19 protein-coding genes and 2 pseudogenes are annotated in these 22,405 nt (G+C 62.7%); 13 read left to right on the forward strand and 8 right to left on the reverse strand.

The window, feature by feature from the left end:
- Positions 1-52: 52 nt before the first annotated feature.
- The 3 genes from ligA to I6L32_RS00890 all read right to left on the reverse strand — a co-directional run bounded on the left by ligA (position 53) and on the right by I6L32_RS00890 (position 6,679).
- Positions 53-2,059: an NAD-dependent DNA ligase LigA gene (gene ligA, locus I6L32_RS00880; RefSeq protein ID WP_128273591.1), complete on the reverse strand. Its 2,007-nt coding sequence runs from the start codon at positions 2,057-2,059 to the stop codon at positions 53-55.
- A gap of 99 nt (positions 2,060-2,158) precedes the next feature.
- The gene (zipA, locus tag I6L32_RS00885; protein WP_039039273.1) at positions 2,159-3,289 is read right to left on the reverse strand and encodes a cell division protein ZipA; all 1,131 of its coding nucleotides are present in this window, start codon (positions 3,287-3,289) and stop codon (positions 2,159-2,161) included.
- Between the two features lie 15 nt (positions 3,290-3,304).
- Positions 3,305-6,679, reverse strand: a complete 3,375-nt coding sequence (locus I6L32_RS00890; protein WP_216944519.1) for an AAA family ATPase — start codon at positions 6,677-6,679, stop codon at positions 3,305-3,307.
- 110 nt (positions 6,680-6,789) lie between these two features.
- Here I6L32_RS00890 and cysZ point away from each other — a divergent pair, with 110 nt between their 5' ends.
- Positions 6,790-7,554, forward strand: a complete 765-nt coding sequence (gene cysZ / locus I6L32_RS00895; RefSeq protein WP_128273587.1) for a sulfate transporter CysZ — start codon at positions 6,790-6,792, stop codon at positions 7,552-7,554.
- Between the two features lie 135 nt (positions 7,555-7,689).
- Positions 7,690-8,304 carry a trimeric intracellular cation channel family protein gene (locus I6L32_RS00900; protein ID WP_010673446.1) on the forward strand — a complete coding sequence of 205 codons (615 nt, stop codon included), beginning with the start codon at positions 7,690-7,692 and terminating at the stop codon, positions 8,302-8,304.
- Between the two features lie 94 nt (positions 8,305-8,398).
- On the opposite strand, the gene I6L32_RS00905 is transcribed toward I6L32_RS00900, so the two are convergent.
- The 4 genes from I6L32_RS00905 to I6L32_RS00920 form a co-directional block, all read right to left on the reverse strand.
- Complete coding sequence (locus I6L32_RS00905; RefSeq protein ID WP_216944520.1) at positions 8,399-8,650, reverse strand: DUF3862 domain-containing protein; 252 nt, start codon at positions 8,648-8,650, stop codon at positions 8,399-8,401.
- 103 nt (positions 8,651-8,753) lie between these two features.
- Entirely contained in the window at positions 8,754-9,299 is a 546-nt protein-coding gene (locus tag I6L32_RS00910; protein WP_039039271.1) for a DUF882 domain-containing protein, read from the reverse strand.
- 148 nt (positions 9,300-9,447) lie between these two features.
- Positions 9,448-10,929, reverse strand: a complete 1,482-nt coding sequence (locus tag I6L32_RS00915; RefSeq protein ID WP_216944521.1) for a murein L,D-transpeptidase — start codon at positions 10,927-10,929, stop codon at positions 9,448-9,450.
- A gap of 91 nt (positions 10,930-11,020) precedes the next feature.
- Positions 11,021-11,788 carry an ABC transporter substrate-binding protein gene (locus I6L32_RS00920; protein ID WP_069651724.1) on the reverse strand — a complete coding sequence of 256 codons (768 nt, stop codon included), beginning with the start codon at positions 11,786-11,788 and terminating at the stop codon, positions 11,021-11,023.
- Between the two features lie 309 nt (positions 11,789-12,097).
- Between I6L32_RS00920 and I6L32_RS00925 the strand changes: the two genes are divergently transcribed.
- The 5 genes from I6L32_RS00925 (at position 12,098) to I6L32_RS00945 (ending at position 17,624) form a co-directional block, all read left to right on the forward strand.
- Positions 12,098-12,643 (forward strand): hypothetical protein, encoded by a 546-nt coding sequence (locus I6L32_RS00925; RefSeq protein ID WP_010673441.1) that lies wholly within the window; start codon positions 12,098-12,100, stop codon positions 12,641-12,643.
- Positions 12,644-12,700: 57 nt separating this feature from the next.
- Positions 12,701-13,759, forward strand: a complete 1,059-nt coding sequence (locus I6L32_RS00930) for a glycosyltransferase family 2 protein (protein ID WP_041213382.1) — start codon at positions 12,701-12,703, stop codon at positions 13,757-13,759.
- A complete protein-coding gene (locus I6L32_RS00935; RefSeq protein ID WP_010673439.1) occupies positions 13,756-14,127 on the forward strand; it encodes a GtrA family protein in 372 nt (123 codons plus the stop codon). Before I6L32_RS00930 ends, I6L32_RS00935 begins: the two co-directional genes overlap by 4 nt.
- Positions 14,127-15,293 carry a membrane protein gene (locus I6L32_RS00940; RefSeq protein ID WP_029313951.1) on the forward strand — a complete coding sequence of 389 codons (1,167 nt, stop codon included), beginning with the start codon at positions 14,127-14,129 and terminating at the stop codon, positions 15,291-15,293. The genes I6L32_RS00935 and I6L32_RS00940 overlap by 1 nt, the downstream gene beginning before the upstream one ends.
- Before the next feature lie 207 nt (positions 15,294-15,500).
- Positions 15,501-17,624: an alpha-amylase gene (locus I6L32_RS00945; protein ID WP_128296889.1), complete on the forward strand. Its 2,124-nt coding sequence runs from the start codon at positions 15,501-15,503 to the stop codon at positions 17,622-17,624.
- Positions 17,625-17,687: 63 nt separating this feature from the next.
- Here I6L32_RS00945 and I6L32_RS00950 read toward each other — a convergent pair whose 3' ends face one another.
- The gene (locus tag I6L32_RS00950; RefSeq protein ID WP_134997983.1) at positions 17,688-18,314 is read right to left on the reverse strand and encodes a glutathione S-transferase; all 627 of its coding nucleotides are present in this window, start codon (positions 18,312-18,314) and stop codon (positions 17,688-17,690) included.
- Between the two features lie 158 nt (positions 18,315-18,472).
- Here I6L32_RS00950 and I6L32_RS00955 point away from each other — a divergent pair, with 158 nt between their 5' ends.
- From I6L32_RS00955 to I6L32_RS00970, 6 genes and pseudogenes are all read left to right on the forward strand, one after another.
- On the forward strand, positions 18,473-19,117 hold the full coding sequence (locus I6L32_RS00955; RefSeq protein WP_216944522.1) for a response regulator transcription factor: 645 nt from the start codon (positions 18,473-18,475) through the stop codon (positions 19,115-19,117).
- A gap of 30 nt (positions 19,118-19,147) precedes the next feature.
- Positions 19,148-19,228 (forward strand): annotated as a pseudogene (locus tag I6L32_RS23605) (DNA-binding response regulator); the annotation flags it as partial.
- A gap of 30 nt (positions 19,229-19,258) precedes the next feature.
- Positions 19,259-19,339: pseudogene (locus tag I6L32_RS23610) on the forward strand (DNA-binding response regulator); the annotation flags it as partial.
- A gap of 264 nt (positions 19,340-19,603) precedes the next feature.
- A complete protein-coding gene (locus I6L32_RS00960) occupies positions 19,604-20,185 on the forward strand; it encodes a TetR/AcrR family transcriptional regulator (RefSeq protein ID WP_128342569.1) in 582 nt (193 codons plus the stop codon).
- A 72-nt stretch (positions 20,186-20,257) separates the two neighbouring features.
- Entirely contained in the window at positions 20,258-21,115 is an 858-nt protein-coding gene (locus I6L32_RS00965) for an alpha/beta hydrolase (protein ID WP_109112627.1), read from the forward strand.
- A gap of 117 nt (positions 21,116-21,232) precedes the next feature.
- On the forward strand, positions 21,233-22,393 hold the full coding sequence (locus I6L32_RS00970; protein WP_042864253.1) for a patatin-like phospholipase family protein: 1,161 nt from the start codon (positions 21,233-21,235) through the stop codon (positions 22,391-22,393).
- Positions 22,394-22,405 lie beyond the last annotated feature (12 nt).

The following is a 22,405-nucleotide window of genomic DNA, read 5'->3' on the forward strand; positions in this document are numbered from 1 at the left end:
CCAACGACAAACCCGGCCAGTGGGCCGGGTTTGTCTGCTCAAACGTGCATCCTCAGGGCTGAATGGCCGCCTGCAACTCGGCTTCGGTCCAGATGGTGATCCCCAGCTCCTGGGCCTTGGCCAGCTTGGAGCCTGCCGCCTCCCCCGCTACCAGCACGTCGGTCTTGGCCGACACCGAGCCCGCCACCTTGGCCCCCAGGGCCTGCAGCGCCGCTTTGGCGTCGTTGCGGGACAAAGCGGTGAGGGTGCCAGTCAGCACGAAGGTCTTGCCGGCAAAAGGTTGATCGCTTGCCTCCTTCTTCTCGATGACCGGCCAGTGGATGCCGGCGGCCAGCAGGGCCTCCAGCACCTCGATGTTGTGGGGCTGACGCAGGAAATAGTAGACGTGCTTGGCCACTATGTCCCCCACGTCGGCCACTTCCAGCAACTGCTCCACCGAGGCGGCGCGCAGGGCATCCAGGGTAAGGAAGTGGTTGGCGAGGTTCAAGGCGGTCGCCTCCCCTACTTCGCGGATCCCCAGGGCAAACAGGAAGCGGGGCAGCGTGGTGCTGCGGGCGGCATCGATGGCCGCCACCAGATTGAGGGCCGATTTTTGCCCCATCCGCTCGAGACCGGCCAGCTGGATGGCGTTGAGACTGAACAGGTCCGCCGGGGTCTTCACCAGCCCCTTGTCCACCAGCTGCTCCACTATCTTGTCGCCAAGGCCATCCACATCCATGGCGCGACGCGCCGCGAAGTGCTTGATGGCGGCCGCCCGCTGGGCCTCGCAGAAGAGACCGCCGGAACAGCGGGCCACGGCCTCCCCTTCCAGCCGCTCCACCGCCGAGCCGCACACCGGGCACTCGGTCGGGAAGAGGATCGCGCGGGCATCCGCCGGGCGCTGCGCCTCCACCACAGCCACGACCTGGGGGATCACGTCCCCGGCACGGCGCACGATCACGGTGTCGCCGATCATGACGCCAAGGCGCGCGATCTCGTCCGCATTGTGCAAAGTGGCGTTGGAAACGGTGACGCCGCCGACAAACACCGGCTTGAGCTTGGCCACCGGGGTGATGGCACCGGTGCGGCCCACCTGGAACTCAACATTCTCCAGCAGGGTCATCTCCTCTTCTGCCGGGAACTTGTGGGCGGTGGCCCAGCGCGGCGCGCGGGCCACGAAACCGAGCTCCTGTTGCAGTGCTATGTCGTCCACCTTGTAGACCACGCCGTCGATCTCGTAGGGGAGCTCGCTACGGCGCGCCAGAATGTCGTCGTGAAACGCCTGGCAGCCGGCGGCACCCTCTTTGAGCTTCACTTCCGGGCTGAGCGGCAGACCCCAGGCCTTGAGCTGATTGAGGCGAGCGAAGTGGGAGTTCCCCAGCTCGTCGCCACCGACTCCCACGCCGTAGGCATAGAAGCTGAGGGGGCGGCTGGCGGTGATGCGTGAATCGAGCTGGCGCAGGCTGCCGGCAGCGGCGTTGCGCGGGTTGACGAACACCTTCTCCCCCGCCGCCAGCGCATCGCGGTTCATCGCCTCGAACCCCGCCTTGGGCATGAAGACCTCCCCACGCACCTCCAGCCGCGCAGGCCACCCCTGGCCGCGCAGGGTCAGGGGAATGGCCTTGATGGTGCGCACGTTCTCGGTGATCTCCTCCCCTGTGGTGCCGTCCCCGCGAGTGGCGGCCTGTACCAGCTGGCCATCCACGTAGAGCAGGCTCACCGCCAGACCGTCGAGCTTGGGTTCGCAACAGAAGGTGAAAGTCACCTCCCGCTTGAGGCGATCACTCATGCGTTGCTCGAACGCCTGCAACTCCTCGCTGCTGAAGACGTTGTCCAGACTCAGCATGGGGATCTCGTGGCGTACCTGCTTGAAGGCGGTCAGCGGCTGGCCCCCCACCCGCACGCTCGGCGAGGCCGGGGTTTTCAGCTCGGGATGCTCGGCCTCCAGCGCGATGAGCTCGCGCATCAGGCGATCGTATTCGGCGTCCGGCACCGTGGGGTTGTCCAGCACATAGTACTGATGGCCGTACTCGGTCAGCAGCTCACACAGTTGACGGTGGCGGGAGAGGATATCGCTCATGAAAAAGTCTCGAAGTGTGATGGAACATTCAGTCTGGGGCAGAAACAAAAATGCGGCACCGGGGTACCGCACTTTTCATTGTTCAAGCCCCATGGCGCATCAGTCGCGGCTGGCCTCGTAGGCCGCCAGCTCGTGACGGTAGCGGGCGATGTCGTCGTCGCTGAGGGGACTGCGCGAGGCGTCGGTCAGCATGGCATCGAGATCGCTCGCCAGCTGATCCGCGGCCTGCAACATGTGCTCGAAGGCGAAGGCGGCATTGCTGCGAAGGGGCAGTTGCATAAAGAGGGACACACCCGGGGTGCTGAACTGCTCCATGCGATAGGGGTTGAAGGTACCCGGCTTGACCATGTTGATCATGGAGAAGAGCACTTCACCCTTGCCGCCCAGATCTTCGTGACGGTGGAAGATGTCCATCTCGCCAAACTTGAAGCCCAACGCCAGCAGGGAAGAGAGCAGGGTCGCACCTTGCAGATCGTGGCCGGGACGGGCCATCAGGTTGATGACATAGACATCCTGCCAGATCTTCTCGACCGGGGCCGGGGCGGGTTCTGGCTCGGCTGCGTGAACCGGCTCTTCATAGGCTGGCTCGTCATCGTAAGCGGGCTCTTCATAAGCCGGCTGGGCGTAGCGGGGAGCCTGCTGGGCAACCGGTGCCGGCTCGCGTGCACCGAAAGTTGGCGCCTGGGCATAGGCCGGCTCCACCAGCGGCTCTTCGTCTAGCGGCTGCATCATGGGCTCGCGCTGCGGACGGGAACGGTGTACCGGCGTACGGCGGATCACCTGTGCAGGTTTGCGCACCGGCGCGGCAGGGGCCTCTTCAACAGGGGCGGCAACCGGCTCGTCATAGTCCTCTTCTTCCTCATACACAGGCTGAGGGGGGACAGGGCGAGCGGCAGGCTTGCGCACCACGGGAGGCGGCAGATCGGCGTCGTCATCTTCATCATCGAAGGCGGGAACGGGGGCGACACGGCGGGGTTCGGGCTGACGGGCCTCGTCGCTGCGCAGTTTGGGCTCGGCACGACGGCCACCGCTCACCACACGCACCTGACCGATGCCATCGCTGTCGAAGGCGTCGTTGTCACGCTCACGGGACTTGGACTCCATCCGACCCAGAGGTTTCTCCTTGATCGGTGCCTGACGATTCTTTCTGTTGCTCCACAACCCGTGAATGAGCAATGCCGCGATGGCAATACCGCCCAGGGCAACCAAGATGTAACGCAATTCCTGCATTAGCTGCTTCTCTTTCTAGTTTTGCTCAGCCAAAGCGACGGCTTCACCGATATCGACCGACACTATGCGCGAAACCCCGGGCTCTTGCATCGTGACGCCAACCAGCTGCTCGGCCATCTCCATGGAGACCTTATTATGACTGATGTAAACGAACTGTACTGTGCTCGACATCTCTTTGACAAGAGAACAGAAGCGACCGACGTTCACTTCATCGAGCGGTGCATCCACCTCATCCAGCAGACAAAATGGTGCTGGATTGAGTCTGAAGATGGCGAAAACCAGCGCAAGGGCGGTTAGCGCCTTCTCCCCCCCGGAAAGCAGGGCAATGGTAGCATTCTTCTTGCCCGGAGGTCTTGCCATGATGCTCACTCCGGCCTCCAAAAGATCATCCGAGGTCAGCTCAAGCCAGGCACTGCCCCCCCCGAACACTTTTGGGAACAGGGATTTTAAATCTTCATTGACCTTATCGAAAGTGTCGCGGAAGCGTATTTGTGTTTCTTTATCAATTCTTTTAATGGCTTGGCTCAAGGTATCGAGGGCCTGCTCCAGATCCTGGCACTGATTTTCCAGGTAGCTTGAACGGGTTTTCGCCTCCTCATACTCTTCCAGTGCCGCCAGGTTGATGGCGCCAAGCGCCTCCACCTGCGCCTCCAGCGTCTGGATCTCCTGGCGCAGCTTGCCGCGATCAGCGGCAATCAGCACCGCCTGATCGAGGTCCACCAGGCGCACGCCCAGCTCTTCGAACTGCTCGTGCAGTCCCTGCCTGCGCGTCAGGTTGCGCTCGCGCTCGAGCCGCAGAGTCGCCAGCTTCTCTTGAATTTTCACCAGCTGCTTGTGATCGGCGCTTCTGGCCTGCTCCAGCTCGGTCAGCTGACGATCCAGCTCCGCGAGCCGCTGGTGACAGGCCAGTTGCTGCGCCTCAAGATTGCGCTGTTCGACCAGCAGGGGCGACAGATCCTGACTCGGAGCGGCCCCTGGCTCCTTGAGTTCCGCCAGCTCCAGGCCGAGACGGGCCAGCTCCTGCTCGCGCAGCGTGATGAGCTGGCGCTGGTTCTGCTGCTCCAGTTGCAACCGCTGGCAGGCCGCCTGCTGCTGCTCCCGGCGAAGGCGCACCTCTTCCAGCGCCCGCTCCGCCCCGCTCACCTGCTCCTGGGCGAGCAGCAGCGCCTCGGCGAGTACCTCCCCCTGCTCCTGCAGCTCGCCAAGGGCCGCTTCATCCTGCTCAAACCGCTCCCCGGCCGACGCCAGTCGCTGCGCCTCCTCAGCCTGCTCCTTGTCGAGCCGGGCCAGCTCTTCCCCCAGCTGGCCCAGGCGCTGCAAGCGCTCCTGGCGCTGCCCCTCGCGCAGACTCCAGGCTTCGCGCAGTTGCTGCCACCGCAGCTCCTGCTCGCGCAGGGTGCGCTGAGCCAGCTCATGCGCTCCATGCTGCTGGGCCCGCGCTGCATCGGCGGCGACAAGCTGCTCGTCGAGTCTGTGCAGCGCCTCCCGACCCGCGGCCAGCTCGGTGTGCAGCCGTTCACGCTCACCGAGCAACGCCAGCGTACCCAGGGCCATGCCCTCCCCCAGATCCGCCCAGTTGGGGCCGAACCAGTCGCCGGCGGGAGTGAGCAGCGACTCACCGGCAGAGAGGCTGTGCAGGCGGGACAGCGCCTCCTCCCTGCTCTCTGCCAGCCAGATGGCGTTGAGGAAAGCCGGAATGTGCTCGCCCCCCAGTTGCGCCGCCAGGGTACCGGCCCTGGCTGGCTGGGCCGGGCCAATCCAGAGTCCGGGTTGCGCCAGGTTGCACTCGTCCGCCGGGATTGCGGTGAGCCAGCGGCCGAGCACCTTGTCCAGCCCCCGGGCCCACTCGGGGGGAACCTGCAACCGATCCGCCAGGGTCGCGCCCGCCATCTGCTCCCCCAGGATCTGATCCAGGGTGGCGAGGCGAGCCTCCAGCTCGCGCAGCAGGCCCTGCTGGCGACCCTGCTCTGCCTTGAGCTCTTCATGGCGCGACACACCGGCCTGCCACGCTGCATCGGCTTCCTCATGGCGGGCGCGGGAGAGCGAGAGTTCCGCCGCCAGGGCATCGAGGGCCGGTTGCAGGTTCTCCCCTTCCCCGCCAAGGGGCCCGGCCTGTTCGTCTTCCAGCTTGAGGCGGGCAAGCCGGGTCTTGGCCTGCAGCTCCTGCAGACCGTTCACCTCGGCGCGGGTCTGGTTGAGCCGCCCCTGCAACTGGCCCAGCTGCTGCTGCCACTGCTGCTGACGCTGGCGCGCCTGCTCGAGCCGATCGCCCGCTGCCACACGCACGCTCTGCTGGTCGGTAAGCAACTGCTCACACTGCTCGAGGCGGGCCGACGCCACCTCCCCCTGCAACGTGCTGTCGCTCAGCTGTTCCAGCTGGCCGGCCAGCTGGGCCTTGAGACCGTCGATACGCTCGCCGAGGGCTTGTCGCCTCGCCTGCCAGTCGCGGCCAAGTTCGTTCTGGTGCAATTGCTGCTGCTCGAGGCGGGCGATGGCTTGCCCGCCGAGAAAAATCTGTTGCTGGCGGCTGGCCTGCTCGGCCTGCGCCTCCTGGCGGGCCACCGACAGGGTGACGTGACGCCCTTCGTCTGCAGTGCGCTTGGCATCGAGGGCCGCCAGCGCCTGTTCAGTCTGGGCCAGTTCGGTCTTGGCTTCGCCAAGACGCGTCTCCAGCGCCCACAGTTCCGAGCCGATCAGTTCGCTGCGGGCCGCGCGACTGCGGCTCTTGAGCTGCTTGTAGCGCTCGGCGGTCTCGGCCTGGGCCTTGAGATGTTCGAGGCGCGAGCCCAGTTCGCTACGGATATCGCCAAGGCGTTCCAGGTTCTCCTGGGTATGGCGGATGCGCTGCTCGGTCTCGCGGCGCCGCTCCTTGTAGCGGGAGACCCCGGCGGCCTCTTCCATGAACAGCTTGAGATCGGCGGGGCGGGACTCCACCAGCCGGCTGACGGTGCCCTGTTCGATGATGGCGTAACTGCGGGGCCCAAGGCCGGTGCCGAGGAAGAGGTCGGTCACGTCCTTGCGGCGGCATTTCTGGCCGTTGATCTGGTAGTGATTGGAGCCGTCGCGCAGCACTTCGCGGCGCACCGAGATCTCGGTAAAGCGGCCGAACTCGCCGGGTACCCGGTTGTGGGGATTGTCGAACACCAGCTCCACCGAGGCGCGGCCATGGGCGCTGCGGTTGATGGAGCCGTTGAAGATGACGTCGGTCATGTTCTCGCCGCGCAGATGGCGGGCGGAGCTCTCCCCCAGCACCCAGCGCACGGCGTCGATGACGTTGGATTTGCCGCAGCCGTTGGGGCCCACCACGGCGGTCATGTCGGCGTTGAGTTCGATGCGGGTCGGCTCGACAAACGACTTGAAACCGGCGAGTTTGATCAATTTCAGACGCATGGCGGCCTATGTGGGTAACGAAATAAAGAGGAGGCGGGCAGGCGACTTTACCAAATCAAAGGCTTGTTTGTAATATGCTGGCACTTTCCCCATTCACTGATGGAGCTCACATGAGCCAATCACCCCACATGGTCAAAGATTCGGTCAGCGGTGCAGACTACTTCCTGCGCGGGTTCTCACTCATCCGCCAGCCCGGCATCCGCACCTTCGTGCTGATCCCCCTGCTGGTCAACTTCGTGCTCTTTGCCGGTGCCTTCTACGCCCTGTTGCTACAACTGGACGGCCTGTTCGCCTGGCTGCACCAGCAGATCCCGAGCTGGCTCTCCTGGCTTGATTACCTGCTCTGGCCCATCGCCCTCATCACCATACTGGTGGTCTTCTCCTTCATCTTCAGCTCGGTGGCCAACTGGATAGCTGCCCCTTTCAACGGCCTGCTGGCAGAGAAGGTGGAACAGATCCTCACCGGTGAAGCCATGAATGACACCGGCATGCTGGATGTGGTGAAAGATGTGCCCCGTACTTTCGGCCGCGAATGGACCAAGCTGAAATACTATCTGCCCAAGGCCATCGGCTGCCTGATCCTCTTCCTGATCCCGGTAGTGGGCCAGACCCTGGCACCCGTGCTCTGGTTCCTGCTCAGCGCCTGGATGATGGCGATCCAGTATGTCGATTATCCGTTCGACAACCACAAGATCGGCTTCATCACCATGCGCGACGCCCTCAAGCAACGTCGTGGAAAGTGCCTGAGCTTCGGCGCCCTGGTGACCTTCTTCTCCGCCATCCCGGTGGTGAATCTCTTCGTGATGCCGGTGGCCATCTGTGGCGCCACCGCCATGTGGGTAGACCAATACCGCAGCGAGCAACTTGGACGCTGAACCGCGTCATCATGATCATAAAGAGGGGGCGAAAGCCCCCTTTTCATTACTTAATCTAATGCATAACCAAGATAGCTTGTCGCCTCAGCACAGGGTTGTTAGGATGCGGGCCTTTCTCGCACCCTGGGATATCTCATGTTACATGCACTCTTCTTGCTCGGCCTGGTGGCCGAAGGGATGACTGGCGCGCTGGCAGCGGGTCGGCGACGGATGGATCTGTTTGGCGTCGTTATCATCGCCTCGGCGACGGCCATCGGTGGCGGTACCATTCGGGATGTGCTGCTGGGCCACTATCCCCTGCTCTGGGTCGAGCACCCCGAATACGTGCTGCTGGTGGCGGGCGCTGCCATGGCCGGGGTCATCTCGGCCCCGCTGATGCGCTACCTTGGCAAGCTGTTCCTGGCGCTCGATGCCCTGGGGCTCGTGGTCTTCTCCATCTTCGGGGCTGCCCGGGCGCTCGAGATGGGCCACGGGGCCGGCATCGCCTGCATCATGGCCGTGGTGACCGGCGTGTTCGGGGGGGTGCTGCGGGACTTGCTGTGCCAGCGTATCCCGCTGGTGTTCAAGCGCGAGCTCTATGCCGCCGTCTCGCTGATCACCGCCGCGCTCTACTGCTTTGCGCTGCACCATGGGCTGCCCAACGATTGGGCCGCTTTCGGTGCCATCGGCATCGGCTTCGTGCTGCGGCTCCTGGCGGTACGCTTCAAGTGGGGACTGCCCACCTTCAACTATCAGTACGCCACCCATTGAACATGCCAGTTCCTGGCCATATCGCACGGATAACGAGCAACAAAAAAGCGCCATACGGCGCTTTTTTGTTGGGCATCGGCAAGAGAGGAAAGGGTCAGTTGATCCCTTCCGAGCTGAAAAAGGTCGCCTTGTCGGCGATGAAACGCACCTTGATGTTCTTGCCTTCCCCTCCCCAGACACAGCTCGTGGTGCCGAGAGCATCGTCGCAACGCTCGGCCTTGCCGAGCATAGCGCTCGCTTCGGCATAGCTCATCCCGACTTTCAGCTTGTCGTAGCTCTCGCGGTTGAGCTTGCCGCAACCAGTCAACAACAGGGCGATGAGCCCCCCGATCACAATCTGCTTCATCTTTCTCTCCTCTGGCTGGAGTCCAGAGCCTAGCAGCTTGGTCCCCCTCAATGCCAGCGGCAACAAGATACAATCGGAACTCAAGCTTTGAGAAGAACCCGACTTACCAGCTGCGAACGGGGCCCGTGTCCAGGTGCACGAAGTTGTCGGAAGGGTAATAACCCACACCGCCCACCTTGAGGTTCAGGGCGGCCTTGCGCAGGTGCGCCAGCTGCACGCCGGGGATGCGCACGTCAACCGCCTGCCCCAGGGTGTGGTAGCTGTGCTTGGCGACGCCGCGACTCTTGCGCCGCTTCTGCTGATTGGTGGCCGGGGAGCGATAACCCGAGATGAGCTGGATTTCGCCGTGGCGTCCCAACTTGTGTTGCAGCAGAAAGAGCTGATCGAACAGCTTTCTGTCGATGTTGAACACTTCGTTGCGACGGTAGTCACGGAAAATATGGTTGAGCTCCGCCAGCCCGTCGCTCAGATAGTGGCCATCTTCCCAATAACTGGCGCGTACCCGCTCGCCGGTATTGAGGTTGAAGAAACTCAGTTCCCGTCCCGAAGTGCTGCGGCTCGCCAGCGCAGGGAACGACAGCAGGCTGGTCCCCATCAGGCAACCCGCCCCCAGCAGCAGACGGCGTCGGCTTATCTCTTGTCCCAGCATCCGTTGTCCGTCCATCTCATGGTGAAGTCACACAGGTGAATGAATTTGATACAAGGGCCGAAACTACCTGCCAGAAAAAGCGCTGTCAAACCCCATTCACCCATGAAAAAGCCCGGCACGGGCCGGGCTTTTCACTCTGTGGCGAGGATCACAGCAAGCGGCTTTGATAGCTGACTCTGTCGAATCCGTAGATATCGTTGCGCAGTTGCTGACGTCCCTCTTCATCAATCCAGCTGCTCCAGTAGACGGTAAACACCGGGATAGGGTTGCTCAGGGGCAGCCACTTGGTCTGGGTCTCTTTCAGGATGCTGGCCACCTTGTCCGGCTGATAGCGGGAGTCCGCCAGCAGCAGCTCTGCCAGATCGTCGGCGTGTTCCACCCGGATGCAACCCGAGCTGAAGGCACGGGCCCCCTGCTCGAACAGCGCCTTGCGCGGGGTGGAGTGGAGATAGATGGCATCGTTGTTGGGCAGATAGAACTTGTAGCGACCCAGGGCATTGTGATCCCCCGGCTTTTGCCGCAACCGGTAAGGGAAACCGGAGGCCAGCGCATGGTGCCAGCCATCTTCGCTGAACTGCACCGGATTGCCCTCGCCGTCGATCACCTCGAACTGTTCGCGATCCAGGTAGGCAGGATCGCGCCCGAGCTTGGGCAGAATGTCCTTGCTCAGGATGGAGCGCGGCACGTGCCAGGCCGGGTTCAGCACGATGGAGCGGATCTCGCTGGCGAGGATGGGGGTGGCCCGCTGCTCCTTGCCGACGATGACCCGACTGGTGAAGACCTCGCTGCCAGACTCCACCACGCTCAGGCGGTAGTCCGGAATGTTGACCAGCACATAGCGACCGGCAAGGTGATCCACCAGATCACGGCGCCACAGGTTGCGTACCAGCAGGCTGGCGCGCACCTCGGGGCCGGTATTGAGCCAGCTGCGGGTCTGACGGCCGATGATGCCGTCGGCGGTCAGGCCGTGGCGGCGCTGGAACTGCTTGATGGCCTGTTCGGTCTCGGGATCGTAGAGGCTGTCCTGGTGAGTCGGGGCACTGTCCCCCAGTTCGTTCAGGATGGAGCGGATCTGGCCGAGCTCGGTCGAGCTCTCCCCGGCCCGCAGGGTCGGCATGGAGAGAGTGGGCCAGTGCTTGGCCATGGGCATGGCCAGCAGCTTGCGCACTTCTTCGCGCACGGCGTCGTATTCCGCCACCTGTGGCCTGAGTTGCTTGACCTGCTCCAGCAGATTGTCTCCCTGGGGGGCATGGACCAGGGGGCGGTTCAGATCCAGCTTGAGGGTCTGCATCTGTTCGCGCGCGACCAGATTCATCCCTCGCCAGGCCTGCTGGAACCGGGCCAGCTTGCCAAAGGCCTCATCGTAGAGGGCACCGCGCCGATCCGCCGGGGTCTTTTGCAACTGCTGCCAGAGGCGGTAGAAATCCGGATGCAGCTGGGCCAGCACCGCTTCCTGCAACTGCTGTTCAAGCTCATGACGAGCCTGCTCGGCCACCTCGTTCTGATACCAGTCATGCTGGATGCTGGGACTGGCCACTACCGCCTGTTCCGTGCTGGCATGAACCATGCTGGCCGGCCAGCAGCCCAGCCAGATGAGATTCGCCAATGCCAACCAATACTTCTTACCCATGCTTCTTACCACGCTTGCCTCAAATCGGTTCATTTCGGCCTGTCAGGCGCGACGGTCAGGTCCCCATGATGCGTGAATGCTGGCTACTTTGCTAGCGGACGGAGGTGTAACGACGCCAGATGAGTTCCTGCTCCCCGCTGTCACCGACGGCCACTATCGCCTCGTTGAACCGCGCTACGAATTCCCCGGACAAGGTCTTCTTGCTCAACATGAAAAAGGTGGGCGTCTCATGGATCGCCATGGTGTGGGGGACGACCGCGTCCGACAGCCCCTCTCTCTTCAGACCCCAGGGCGTGGCCAGACTATCCCCGAGAAAACCGTCTATCCGCCCAAGCAGCAGCTTGCGATAGTTTTGCACATCGTTGACCTCGCTCACCTGGTTGCGGTATCGCTGCAGAACCTTGGTGATTTCCGGGCCGTAATAGTAGTCCCTGGTCACACCGAGGCGATGCCCGTGGGCCAGCCAGCTCGCCAGATCCGACTCCTCACCGGTACCGGATTTGCGTACCCAGAGCGATGTCCGGCCCGGGTTGTAGGGGATGGAGAACCAGGCATAACGCGCCCTCTCATCAGCAAAATACGCCTCCATCACGATGTCCAGCCGACCCCGCTCAAGATCGTGCAACCCCCGCTTCCAGGGACGCTCCACATAGACCAGACGACAACCCAGCCGATTCGACACGGCATTGAGGTAGTCGACCGCAAATCCACGCAGTTCCCGACGTGCTCCCTCTTGCTGGTAATAGTGGTATGGGGGCCAGTCATCGAAACCGACGCGAAGGGGGGAGGAGCAGAACGATTGCGCCCACAACGGTTGGAGGGGCAGACAGCAGAGCACACACAGAGAGAAGAGTCTCATGGGTCATCCTTGACGACGGGACAGGCCATCTTAATTCTGCCCGGGTGAAATGGCGACAGATCCTGCCACAACAAAGCACAATATCAGCCGTTTGCCTGATGCGCCCCAGGTGGCGGCAGACAGGTTGGCGCCGAAAAAGCCACAATCAAGAAGAGGAAGCAAACGACCCCAAAGCCCCTTGGTAAGCAGGGTGATTGAGGGTTAATATGTGAGCAAATATATTTTTGTGATCCACTATGCTTTTTTTGCAATTGGATTAGCATATGCGCGAAATCTGCCTATCAATCTGTCGGGCGTCGAGTGAGTAATATGACCTACAAAAAGTTCGGTTTTCTGGCTGCCATCCTGGCACTGAGCGGTTTCTACCTTTATACCCTCTATCTGGCCGCTCACCCCAACGTGAGCCTGGCTTACAAGCTCTATTACCTGGAAGGCAAGACCCGTTTCTGGGAGCACAACTCCAGCATGACCTACCAGCCCGGCAACGAACTCAACCTGACCAAGCCGAGCCGCTTCCTCTCAAGCGAAGGCTGGGCCAAGAAGCCCAGCGAGCAAGGCACCGAGCTGAGCGGTCAGGGCGGTCTCTATTTCGTGCTGCCCAAGCAGCAGGCCCAGCCGGAGCAGCTCACCATCCAGGCCAGGATCAACAGCCCCCAGGCTGGCGCCCTGCTCAAGGTGGCGCTGGGTCATGATTTCACCACCACGGTCAAGCTGGCCAAGGCGGGCATCAACGAGATCCGTCTCAGCCTGCCGGGCGACTCCCTGACCGCCGATCCCAAGCGTCCCAACTTCCTGGCGCTCTCCGCTCCGACACCGCTCAACGTCCAGTCCGTGCGGCTGACCGTGGCTCAGTGAAGCGGAATGCCCCAAGCATCTGTTCCGTAAAATAATTCTTTCAATAAGGAAGTTCCCATGTCCCGTGCCGATTTTCGACTCTCTCTGGTCGTTCCCGTTTACAACGAGGAAGAGAGCATAGACGCCTTCATCAGCGCGATAGATACCGAACTGGCCCCGCTCAAAGACCAGCTTGAAATCGTGTTCGTCAACGATGGCAGCCGTGACCGCACCCGTGAGGTGGTCGAGCAGGCCATCGCCCGGGATCCCCGTGTGACCCTGGTCAACCTGGCCCGCAACTTCGGCAAGGAAGCGGCCATGACCGCTGGCCTGCACCAGGCCAAGGGCGACGCCATCGTCCCCATGGACGTGGACCTGCAGGATCCCCCCTCTCTCATTCTGGAGTTCGTCAAGCTGTGGCAGACCGGCGACTATGACACCGTCTACGGCATCCGGGTGGATCGCAGCGCCGATACCCCGATGAAACGCCTGACCGCCGGTGGCTTCTACCGTTTCTTCAACGCCCTCTCCACCAGCACCAAGCTGCCGGAGAACGCCGGTGACTTCCGCCTCATCGATCGCAAGGTGGTCGAGGCCATCAAGCAGTTGCCGGAGCGCAACCGCTTCATGAAGGGGCTGTTCGCCTGGGCCGGTTTTCGCGCCGTCGGCGTCCCCTACGAGCGCCCGGCCCGCCATGCAGGCGAAACCAAGTTCAACTACTGGAAGCTGTGGAACTTCGCCCTTGACGGCCTGATGAGCTTCTCCAGCTGGCCGCTGCGGGTGTGGAGCTACATCGGGGTCGGTGTCTCCTTCATCGCCTTCCTCTATATCCTCAAGATCATCACCCAGGTGCTCTTCTTCGGCATCGACGTGCCCGGTTACGCCTCCCTGATGTCGGTCATGCTGTTCCTCGGCGGCATCCAGCTGCTGTCGCTGGGCATCATCGGTGAGTACATCGGCCGCATGTTCGTGGAGGTGAAACAGCGCCCCGTCTACCTCATCGAAGGGGTCTACGGCCAGTACGCCAAGCAGGATGAAGAGCAGAAGCAGGAAGTGCCCACCGCCAGCAAGAAGAGCGCTGGCAAGAAGGCCGCCGCGAAAGCCGCTGATGATCAGCAGGAGCAGGCGTCTCAATGATCTCCCGCGAGGAATTCTGGCGGCTGGTTCGCTTCGGTTTTGTCGGCGGGGGGGCCACCCTCGTCGATCTGGGTACCTCCATCGCCCTGTTTCATACCTGGCCGGCCATCTCCGAGCACCTGGTCACTACCCTGGCCTTTGCCGTGGCGTTCTGGTTCTCGTTCTTCGGCCATCGCTACATCACCTTCCAGAAACAGGGTGCCGCCAGCAAGTTCCTGCTGGTTGCCCTCTTCTCGCTGGCGGTGCGTAATCTCATCCTGAGCGGTTTGCTGTTTGCCGGTCTCTCCGGCCTGTTGCCGGTGGTGATCGCCACCCTGACCGTCACCGTGCTCACCTACGTTCTCTCCCGTATCTGGGTTTTTGCCTGATGAATGATATGACCAATACCGCCCCGTCAACCGGGGCTGCACTCCCCTATCGCCCGTCACTGCGCATCAGCGGCCGCGACTGGCTGATGATCGTCGCCGCCTTCGTACTGAGCCGGGTGGCGCTCTATGGCATGGGCTATTTCGGCGTCCAGCTCTATGGCGCCACCGACATCGGACCGCTGCAAGCCTACTGCCAGTTCGACTGCGTCTGGTTCCAGCGCATCATCGAGAATGGTTACGACCTCTATCCACGCTGGTTGAGCAAGGGCAATGCGGCGAACTGGGCCTTCATGCCCCTCTATCCCATGCTGGCCGGCGGTCTCTCCAGCCTGTTTGACATGGAGAGCCTCATCGGCCTGATGCTGGTGGCCAACATCGCCTTCTTCATCAGCCTGCCCCTGATGCTGCTGGTGCTGCGCCAGCTCAAGCTGGGGGACGACACCGCCCGCTTCGGGGTCTGGCTGCTGGCCTTCTCCCCCTTCTCCGCCTATTTCGTCTCCGGCTATACCGAGCCCATGTTCATGGCCTTGATGCTGGGAATGTTCCTGTTCGCCTACCGCGAACAGTGGCTCATGGTCGCCTTCCTCGGCATCTTCATCTCCGCCACCCGCAACCTGGGGGTGATGATGGTATTCCCGGTGTTGATCCTGGCCCTGCAAGCCTACGGCTGGCGCGAGTTCTTCCGCTTCACCGAGCGAGCCTTCAAGGTGGTGTTCACCCTCTGGCTCATTCCCCTCGGCCTCTTCTCCTACATGGTCTATCTCTATCACCTCACCGGGGATGCCCTGGCCTTCAAGCACATCCAGGTGGCCTGGGGCCGCTATATGGACAGCCCCCTGGACTGGTGGCTGAGCGGCTTCGAGCTGGGGGGGCGCAAGGCCTATCTCTCCATCATGGTGATCTTCGGCTGGTGCCTGAATGGCTACCTGTTCAGCCAGAAACGCTGGGCCGAAGCGACCCTGATGTTCATCTGCTGCACCATCCCCCTGATGACCGGCCTCAACGCCATGCCCCGCTACATGTTCGGCCTCTATCCGACCCTGCTGGCCATCGTGCTGCTGGCCCATCGCTGGCCTGCCATCCGCCCTGCGGTGCTCTGCATCAGCGGCATGGTTGCCTCCTTCATTGCGGTGGCCTTCGTCAACTTCAAGTTCTTCACCGTGTGACGCCACCCCGAATGCCTACAAGCCGGTCAACTGACCGGCTTTTTTCATGGCCGCGACACCCGGTTCACACTTTTCCATTCTTGAAAACGTAACCATTTGAACTGACGTCACAAATCGGTATTTTACCGGTCCAAGCCTGCCCCAGCGCGCCCTAGAATGAGTGCCTCAACGGACCCTGCTCCTCACACTCTGCTCAAGGAATGGCTTATGCGTCTCTCTTCGCGCCCCGCTCTTCGCCCATCACCCCTGTGGCTGGCCGTGCTCGCCACACCGCTGTTCATCGGTCAGGCGATGGCGGCCCCCGAGGTCTATCTCCATGTGGATGGCAAACCGGTGGCCGAGGCGCTGACGCTGGACAAGGGCACCGTCACCCTGACCCACAGACTGGACAAGGGGAGCCACCAGATCCGCATCAGCGATGCGGGCAACAGCTGCGGCACCAGCTTCGGGCCAACCGAGGCCAGGCCCCTTCCCTTCGGCACCGCCCAGCCCATGGACAAGTGCAGCAAGGGGACAGACTTCAATCTGAGGGTGATGCTGGCGGGGGACTACGAGTTCACCTTCAACCCCGATACCCCCAGCCTCAAGGTGTTGCGGGCAACCAAAAAGAGCGAGTTCAAACGCCAGCCTCCGGAAGAGCCCTGCATCAGCTGGGATGGCGGCCCGGTTACGACATCACTCAAGGGCGTCTGGCCCGACGGCACCCGGTTGCGGGATGCCTACTCGGGACAGGAAGCCGTGGTCAAAGGCGGCAAGATCACCCTGACACCGAGCAAGGAGAGCGGCGGCCTGCTGCTGCTCGAGCCGGTCAAGGCCGCCAAGCCTGCTCCCTTCAGCTGGGATCAGGCGAGCGTCTATTTTCTGCTGACCGACCGCTTCCACAACGGCGATCCCGCCAATGATCACAGCTTCGGTCGTCAGAAGGATGGTCAGGACGAAGTGGCCACCTGGCATGGCGGTGACTTCAAGGGGCTGACCGAGAAGCTCGACTACATCAAGCAACTCGGCATCAACGCCATCTGGATCACCCCCATGGTGGAACAGGTCCACGGCTTCATCGGCGGTGGCGAACAGGGGAACTTCCCCTTCTACGCCTACCACGGCTACTGGGCGCTCGACTTCACCAAAATCGACCCCAACTACGGCGACGAAGAGAGCCTGAAAACCCTGGTGGACGAGGCCCACAAGCGCGGCATGCGGATCATCCTCGACGTGGTGATGAACCACGCAGGCTACGCCACCCTCGCCGACTTGCAGGATCTGGGGCTCACCGATCTCACCCAGAACACCGGCAAGCTGCCGAGTCGCTGGAACGAATGGCGCCCAAGCGGCGGCCTCAACTGGCATGGCTACAACCAGTTCATCGACTACCAGTCATCCCACTGGGACAAGTGGTGGGGCCCTGACTGGGTGCGCGCAGGCCTGCCCGGCTACCCGCAACCCGGCACCGACGACGTCACCGGCTCGGTGGCGGGACTGCCGGACTTCCTGACCGAATCCACCAGATCGGTGGGGCTGCCACCGCTGCTCGCTGCCAAAAAAGACACCAGGGCCAAGGCACTGCCCAACGCCACCGTGAGCGATTACCTCATTGCCTGGCACACCGACTGGGTGCGCCGCTTCGGCATCGACGGCTTCCGTGCCGACACCGTCAAGCACCTGGAGCCCGCGGTCTGGGCCAGGCTCAAGCAGGCGGGCACCGACGCGCTCAAGGAGTGGAAGGCCGCCAACCCGGGCAAGGCACTCGATGACCTTCCCTTCTACATGGTGGGCGAGGTGTGGGATCACGGGGTCGCCAAGGACTTCTGGTACCAGCACGGCTTCGATTCCCTGATCAACTTCGACTACCAGCGTGAATTCGCCCTGCCCCAGGCCCAGTGCATGGCAGGGGCAGAGCCCACCTATGCGAGCTATGCCAGCCGCATCAACCAGGATCCCGAGTTCAACGTGCTGAGCTACATCAGCTCCCACGACACCAAGCTCTTCTTCGGCGACTACCAGGACGTGGCGCTGCAACGGCGGGTGGCCAACAGCTTCATGCTGCTGCCGGGGGGCATCCAGATCTACTATGGCGACGAGTCCGGCCGGGGACTGGCCAAGGATGGCGGCGTGTTCGATCAGAGCGTACGCTCGGACATGAACTGGCAGGAGCTGGCGAGTGGCGAGAAGGCGGAGCTGGTCAAGCACTGGCAACGGCTCGGCCAGTTCCGTGCCGCCCACCCTGCCATCGCGGCGGGCAGCCACAAGAAGATTTCCGATGCCCCCTACGGCTTCGTGCGGGAGAAAGGAGAAGACAAAGTGGTCGTGGTCTTCGCAGGTCGGCAGAAATAGCGACCTGGCCTGAATAAAAAGGGGAGCCGATGGCTCCCCTTTTTTGTCTTGCCAACGCCCGCATCAATCAGACTGGCGGGCCGCCTTTGGCCACTGCAACCTCGCCCTGAGCAGGGTTTCCTGCCACAGGGGCCAGGCCAGCAAGGCCTGCTGATAGGCGCCAGCCTGACCGGGCAGCGAAATGCCATAGCTTGCCAGTCGATAGGCCATCACCGCATAGAAGGCATCCAGAATGCTCGCCTCGTCGAAATAGAAGGGCCCCCGCGCCTGGGACCAGAGGGTCTGCAACCGGGCCAGCTCGTCAATGACCTCCACCGGCGGTTCACTCTGGGTGGGCGCCCCCAGGAAGAAGGGCAGCAGGGTGCGGATCTGGCGAAAACCGGCGTGCAGCTCGGCGCACAGGCTGCGGGCCAGGGCCCGTTCGGCCTTGTCCACCGGATAAAGGTGACGCTCCGGGCAACACTCGTAGAGATATTCGGCGATGGCCAGAGAGTCGTGAATACGCAGCTCACCGTCGTCGAGCCAGGGCACCAGGCCGGCGGGGGCCGTGCGCTTGAGCCGTTGCAGCTCCTTGGTATCTTCCAGATCGAAGACCTGCTCCTGCCACTTGAGCCCGCTCATGGCCAGCACCAGCGCCGTTCTCATTGCCCAGGTGGAGCCCGTGCCCACCGTCAAAACCAGGGATCCCATCGATTGCCTCCTGCATGGGTTGTTTACTGGCCATCCCGCCGGCCCCGTGGCACGACATCCGATGACCACCTCACATTTGCGTACTGGCGGGTTTGACCCACTTGGGTAGCAGTGCTAGTTTGATTTTTCAAAACAATCAGTTAGCAACAATGTGAGCTATGGACAGCCAATTTACCATCGTCATCGCAGATGACCACCCCCTGTTTCGGGGCGCCCTCTATCAAGCGGTGCACATGGCCATCGACGACGCCAGATTGCTGGAGGCTGACTCCATCGACAGCCTGAGCCACCTGCTCGATGAACATCCCGACGTCGACCTGCTGCTGCTGGATCTCAAGATGCCGGGGGCCAACGGCTTCGAGGGGCTGGCCTATCTGCGCGGACATCACCCGGATCTCCCCATCGTCGTGGTCTCGGCCTCCGAGGATCCCGCCATCATCCAGCAGGTGCTGCGCCTGGGCACGCTCGGCTTCATTCCCAAGTCCGTCCCCATGAAAGAGCTGGTCAGCGCCCTCAATACGGTGATCGGGGGGGACAACTGGGTGCCGGAAGGCATCTCCCTCCATCCCGAGCCCAGCGAAGGGCCCGATTTCGCCACCAAGCTGGCCAGCCTCACCCCCCAGCAATACAAGGTGCTCATCATGTTGCGGGATGGCAGCCTCAACAAACAGATCGCCTGGGAGCTCAACGTTTCCGAAGCGACCATCAAGGCCCATATCACCGCGATTTTCCGCAAACTCGGGGTCAAGAACCGCACCCAGGCGGTCATCGCCCTCCAGCAGATGGATATCAAGGACAGTTGAGCCCCTTGCCACCATCAGAGCCCATATCACTCCGCCTTCCGCAAACTTGGGGTCAAAAACCCCACCCAGGCGGTCATCGCCCTCCAGCAGATGGATATCAAGGACAGCTGAGCCCCTTGCCACCATCAGAGCCCATATCACTCCGCCTTCCGCAAACTCGGGGTCAAGCACCGCACCCAGGCGGTCATCGCCCTCCAGCAGATGGATATCAAGGACAGTTGAGCACCTTGTCACCATCAGAGCCCATATCACTCCGCCTTCCGCAAACTTGGGGTCAAGCACCGCACCCAGGCAGTCATCGCCCTGCAGCAAATGGGCATCAAGGACGACTGAGCTCGTCCCCGGCTGGCTTGTATCGAGCCAGCCCCCCTCCAACAGACTCTCTGGCACCCCGCGGCAGCCGGAAACGGCCTCCCTGCACCATTTGCGGCTCGACAATTAGCACGGTCGTACTTTATGCTGCCAGCCCAGAGAGAGGAGAGCCGGATGAGCAAGGGACGTCTGACCCGCGACACCATTTTGCAGACTGCATTCGAGCAGGCGAGCCAGCAGGGGCTGGAGAGCCTCACCATAGGCTCCCTCGCAACGGCCTGCGAGATGTCAAAAAGCGGTCTATTCGCCCACTTCCAGTCCCGTGACAACCTGCAGATCGCCGTGCTCACCCATTCCGCCGAGGTATTTCGGGAGCGGGTGATCCAGCCGGTGCGCCAACAGGGGTACGCCACCCAGCAGGAGAAACTGCTCGCCCTGTTGCAGGCCTGGCTGGCCTGGAACCAGAGTTTTGCCGGCCGCTGCATGTTCCTCGATGCCTGGACCTCCGCCCAGGAGGGTGAGGTCCAGCAGGCGGCACGCGAGCTGGTCCGTTTCTGGCTCGACTACCTAGCACGCCAGGTAGTGCAGGGGCAGGCCAGCGGGGAGTGGCGCAGCGATCTCGATCCCTGGCGCGCCGTCTATCGCCTCTATGGCCTCTATCTCGGGGATCAGGTGTTCCATGCCCTGGCGCTCAGCGAGGATCCGGCCCGCCACTTCTGGCCCGAGGTGGAACAATTGCTGGCCAGCTGGCGCTGACCCGACGGGCTCTTCTTTTTAAAAACCCGCAAAAAAGCACGATCGTTCGCACACAAAAGACACAGGATGACCATGAGCAGCAAGATCTACTTCAACACACGCCGCTTCAGCCCGAGCAAGTTGCTGCTGGGCCTCGGCACCCGCCTGCATCACGTGTTGGCGCCCACCCACGCCAAGCGCACCGCCAGCAAGCTGCTGCTCACCCCGCAGCGAGCGACCCGGGACGTCGCAGCCCCGGCCGGCCTGGTCGAGCAGGCCATCCACACCAGTGAAGGGACCCTGATGAGCTACCGGCTCGGGCAGGGGCCGGTCTGGCTGCTGATGCACGGCTGGTCAGGCAGTGCCAGCCAGTTCTATCCGCTGATGAGCCACATCGCCGCCCAGGGCTATACGGCGCTCGCCTACGATCACCCCGCCCACGGCCGGAGCGAAGGGAACAGGGGTCACCTGCCCCGCTTCGTGCGCGCTTTCGACGAGATCCTCGAGCGGGTCGGCCCCGTCCAGGGCGTCATCACCCACAGCATGGGGGGCGCCGTCACCCTCAGCAGCCGTCACCCGGCAATCGATGCGCTGCCGCTGCTGCTCATCTCCCCCGTGCTCGACTACGTGCCCCAGCTCTACGGCATGGTGGCGCGCTCCGGCTACTCCATCCGGCTGTTCGATGCGGTGGTCAAGGAGATAGAACACGAATACCAGCACCCGCTCAGCACGGTTGACCCCCTTGGCCGGCTCGCCCGGCGCAGCGGCGCCGCCCTCATCGTGCACGATGAGGAAGACCGCTTCGCTCCCCATGGCGACTCCCTGCGCGCGGCTCAGGATGGCCGCACCCGGCTGGTGAGCACCCGGGGGCTCGGCCATGGCCGTATTCTGGCAAGCCCTCCAGCCTTCGCCGCCTTCGATCAACTGAGCCAGACGCCCTTGGCAAACTGAAAATGAAACGGGCCGCAAAAATTGAGCGTGCGGCCCATTTTTATCCGGTATACAACGTCTTATAGTTGAATTGCGCGGTGGCAACCCGCCCTGGCGATCACGATAAGGCACACCCTCATGGCCAGACCCAATACTGCTCTTCTGCTGACTGGTGGTGGTGCCCGCGCCGCCTATCAGGTCGGCGCACTCAAGGCGGTGGCCGAACTCTACCCCCGCAACATCGGCATCCCCTTCCCCATTTTGTGCGGCACCTCGGCGGGGGCTCTCAACATCACGGCGCTGGCGTGCTACGCCTCCTGTTTCCATCTGGGGGTGCGCAAGCTGGAGTGGGTCTGGCGACGATTCGAGACCCACCACATCTTCGACTTCCACCCTTGCCAACTGCTGTGGCGCACCCTCTATCAGGGCTCGGCCGGCCTCATCACCCCCCAGAGCAACCGAGCCTTTCACCTGTTTGACAACGCCCCCCTGCGCCGTCTGCTGGACCAGCTCATCGACTATCACCGCATCGATGACAACATCCTCTACGGCAGCCTGGAGGCCATCGCCATCACGGCCTCCGACTACGATGACGGCCTCTCCACCACCTTCTTCCAGGGGCGGGCCGAACATCAGCCCTGGGAGCGCGCCAGACGACGTGGCCTGCGTACCCTGCTCACCTCGGATCATCTGCTGGCCTCGTCGGCGCTGCCCTTTGTCTTTCCCGCCACCCCCATCGGCGATCGCGTCTACGGGGATGGCTCCATCCACCAGCTGAGCCCGCTCAGCCCCGCCATCCACCTGGGGGCGGAGCGGATCCTGCTGGTGACCCTGGACTCCCCTCACAGGGAGAACCCGACTCCCCGCCAGGGGCACCTGACCAGCTCCAACATTGCGAGCCATCTGCTCAACACCGTTTTCTCCGACACCCTCAATTCGGATCTGGAGCGGCTCGGGCGCATCAACCAGACCCTTTCCCTTATTCCGGCACGGGAGCGCAGTCGACTGAAACTGCGCCAAGTGGAGACCTGCGTGATCCGCCCCAGCCAGGATCTCGACCTCATCGCCCTCGAATACCTCCCACGGTTGCCGACCCAGCTGCGCCGTCTGCTGCGAGTGCTCGGGGTCAACGGCGAAGAGAGCAGCAGCCTGGCCAGCTTCCTGATGTTTGACCCCGGCTATTGCCAGCGGCTCATCAAGCTGGGATACCAGGACGCGCTGGATCACCGCCAGCGCATCGAGGCCTTCCTCGACCTGCCGGGCAGCGGGAGGCAGGAGCAGTTTCGCGAAGAGGCCTGAGGGGCCTTATCC

Source organism: Aeromonas sp. FDAARGOS 1402 (assembly GCF_019046925.1).
Classification (GTDB): domain Bacteria; phylum Pseudomonadota; class Gammaproteobacteria; order Enterobacterales; family Aeromonadaceae; genus Aeromonas; species Aeromonas caviae.

Coding starts and splice junctions, on each gene's coding strand:
- ligA (WP_128273591.1), bottom strand. CDS start 2,059: ATGAGCGATATCCTCTCCCGCCACCGTCAACTGTGTGAGCTGCTGACC.
- zipA (WP_039039273.1), bottom strand. CDS start 3,289: ATGCAGGAATTGCGTTACATCTTGGTTGCCCTGGGCGGTATTGCCATC.
- I6L32_RS00890 (WP_216944519.1), bottom strand. CDS start 6,679: ATGCGTCTGAAATTGATCAAACTCGCCGGTTTCAAGTCGTTTGTCGAG.
- cysZ (WP_128273587.1), top strand. CDS start 6,790: ATGAGCCAATCACCCCACATGGTCAAAGATTCGGTCAGCGGTGCAGAC.
- I6L32_RS00900 (WP_010673446.1), top strand. CDS start 7,690: ATGTTACATGCACTCTTCTTGCTCGGCCTGGTGGCCGAAGGGATGACT.
- I6L32_RS00905 (WP_216944520.1), bottom strand. CDS start 8,650: ATGAAGCAGATTGTGATCGGGGGGCTCATCGCCCTGTTGTTGACTGGT.
- I6L32_RS00910 (WP_039039271.1), bottom strand. CDS start 9,299: ATGCTGGGACAAGAGATAAGCCGACGCCGTCTGCTGCTGGGGGCGGGT.
- I6L32_RS00915 (WP_216944521.1), bottom strand. CDS start 10,929: ATGGGTAAGAAGTATTGGTTGGCATTGGCGAATCTCATCTGGCTGGGC.
- I6L32_RS00920 (WP_069651724.1), bottom strand. CDS start 11,788: ATGAGACTCTTCTCTCTGTGTGTGCTCTGCTGTCTGCCCCTCCAACCG.
- I6L32_RS00925 (WP_010673441.1), top strand. CDS start 12,098: ATGACCTACAAAAAGTTCGGTTTTCTGGCTGCCATCCTGGCACTGAGC.
- I6L32_RS00930 (WP_041213382.1), top strand. CDS start 12,701: ATGTCCCGTGCCGATTTTCGACTCTCTCTGGTCGTTCCCGTTTACAAC.
- I6L32_RS00935 (WP_010673439.1), top strand. CDS start 13,756: ATGATCTCCCGCGAGGAATTCTGGCGGCTGGTTCGCTTCGGTTTTGTC.
- I6L32_RS00940 (WP_029313951.1), top strand. CDS start 14,127: ATGAATGATATGACCAATACCGCCCCGTCAACCGGGGCTGCACTCCCC.
- I6L32_RS00945 (WP_128296889.1), top strand. CDS start 15,501: ATGCGTCTCTCTTCGCGCCCCGCTCTTCGCCCATCACCCCTGTGGCTG.
- I6L32_RS00950 (WP_134997983.1), bottom strand. CDS start 18,314: ATGGGATCCCTGGTTTTGACGGTGGGCACGGGCTCCACCTGGGCAATG.
- I6L32_RS00955 (WP_216944522.1), top strand. CDS start 18,473: ATGGACAGCCAATTTACCATCGTCATCGCAGATGACCACCCCCTGTTT.
- I6L32_RS00960 (WP_128342569.1), top strand. CDS start 19,604: ATGAGCAAGGGACGTCTGACCCGCGACACCATTTTGCAGACTGCATTC.
- I6L32_RS00965 (WP_109112627.1), top strand. CDS start 20,258: ATGAGCAGCAAGATCTACTTCAACACACGCCGCTTCAGCCCGAGCAAG.
- I6L32_RS00970 (WP_042864253.1), top strand. CDS start 21,233: ATGGCCAGACCCAATACTGCTCTTCTGCTGACTGGTGGTGGTGCCCGC.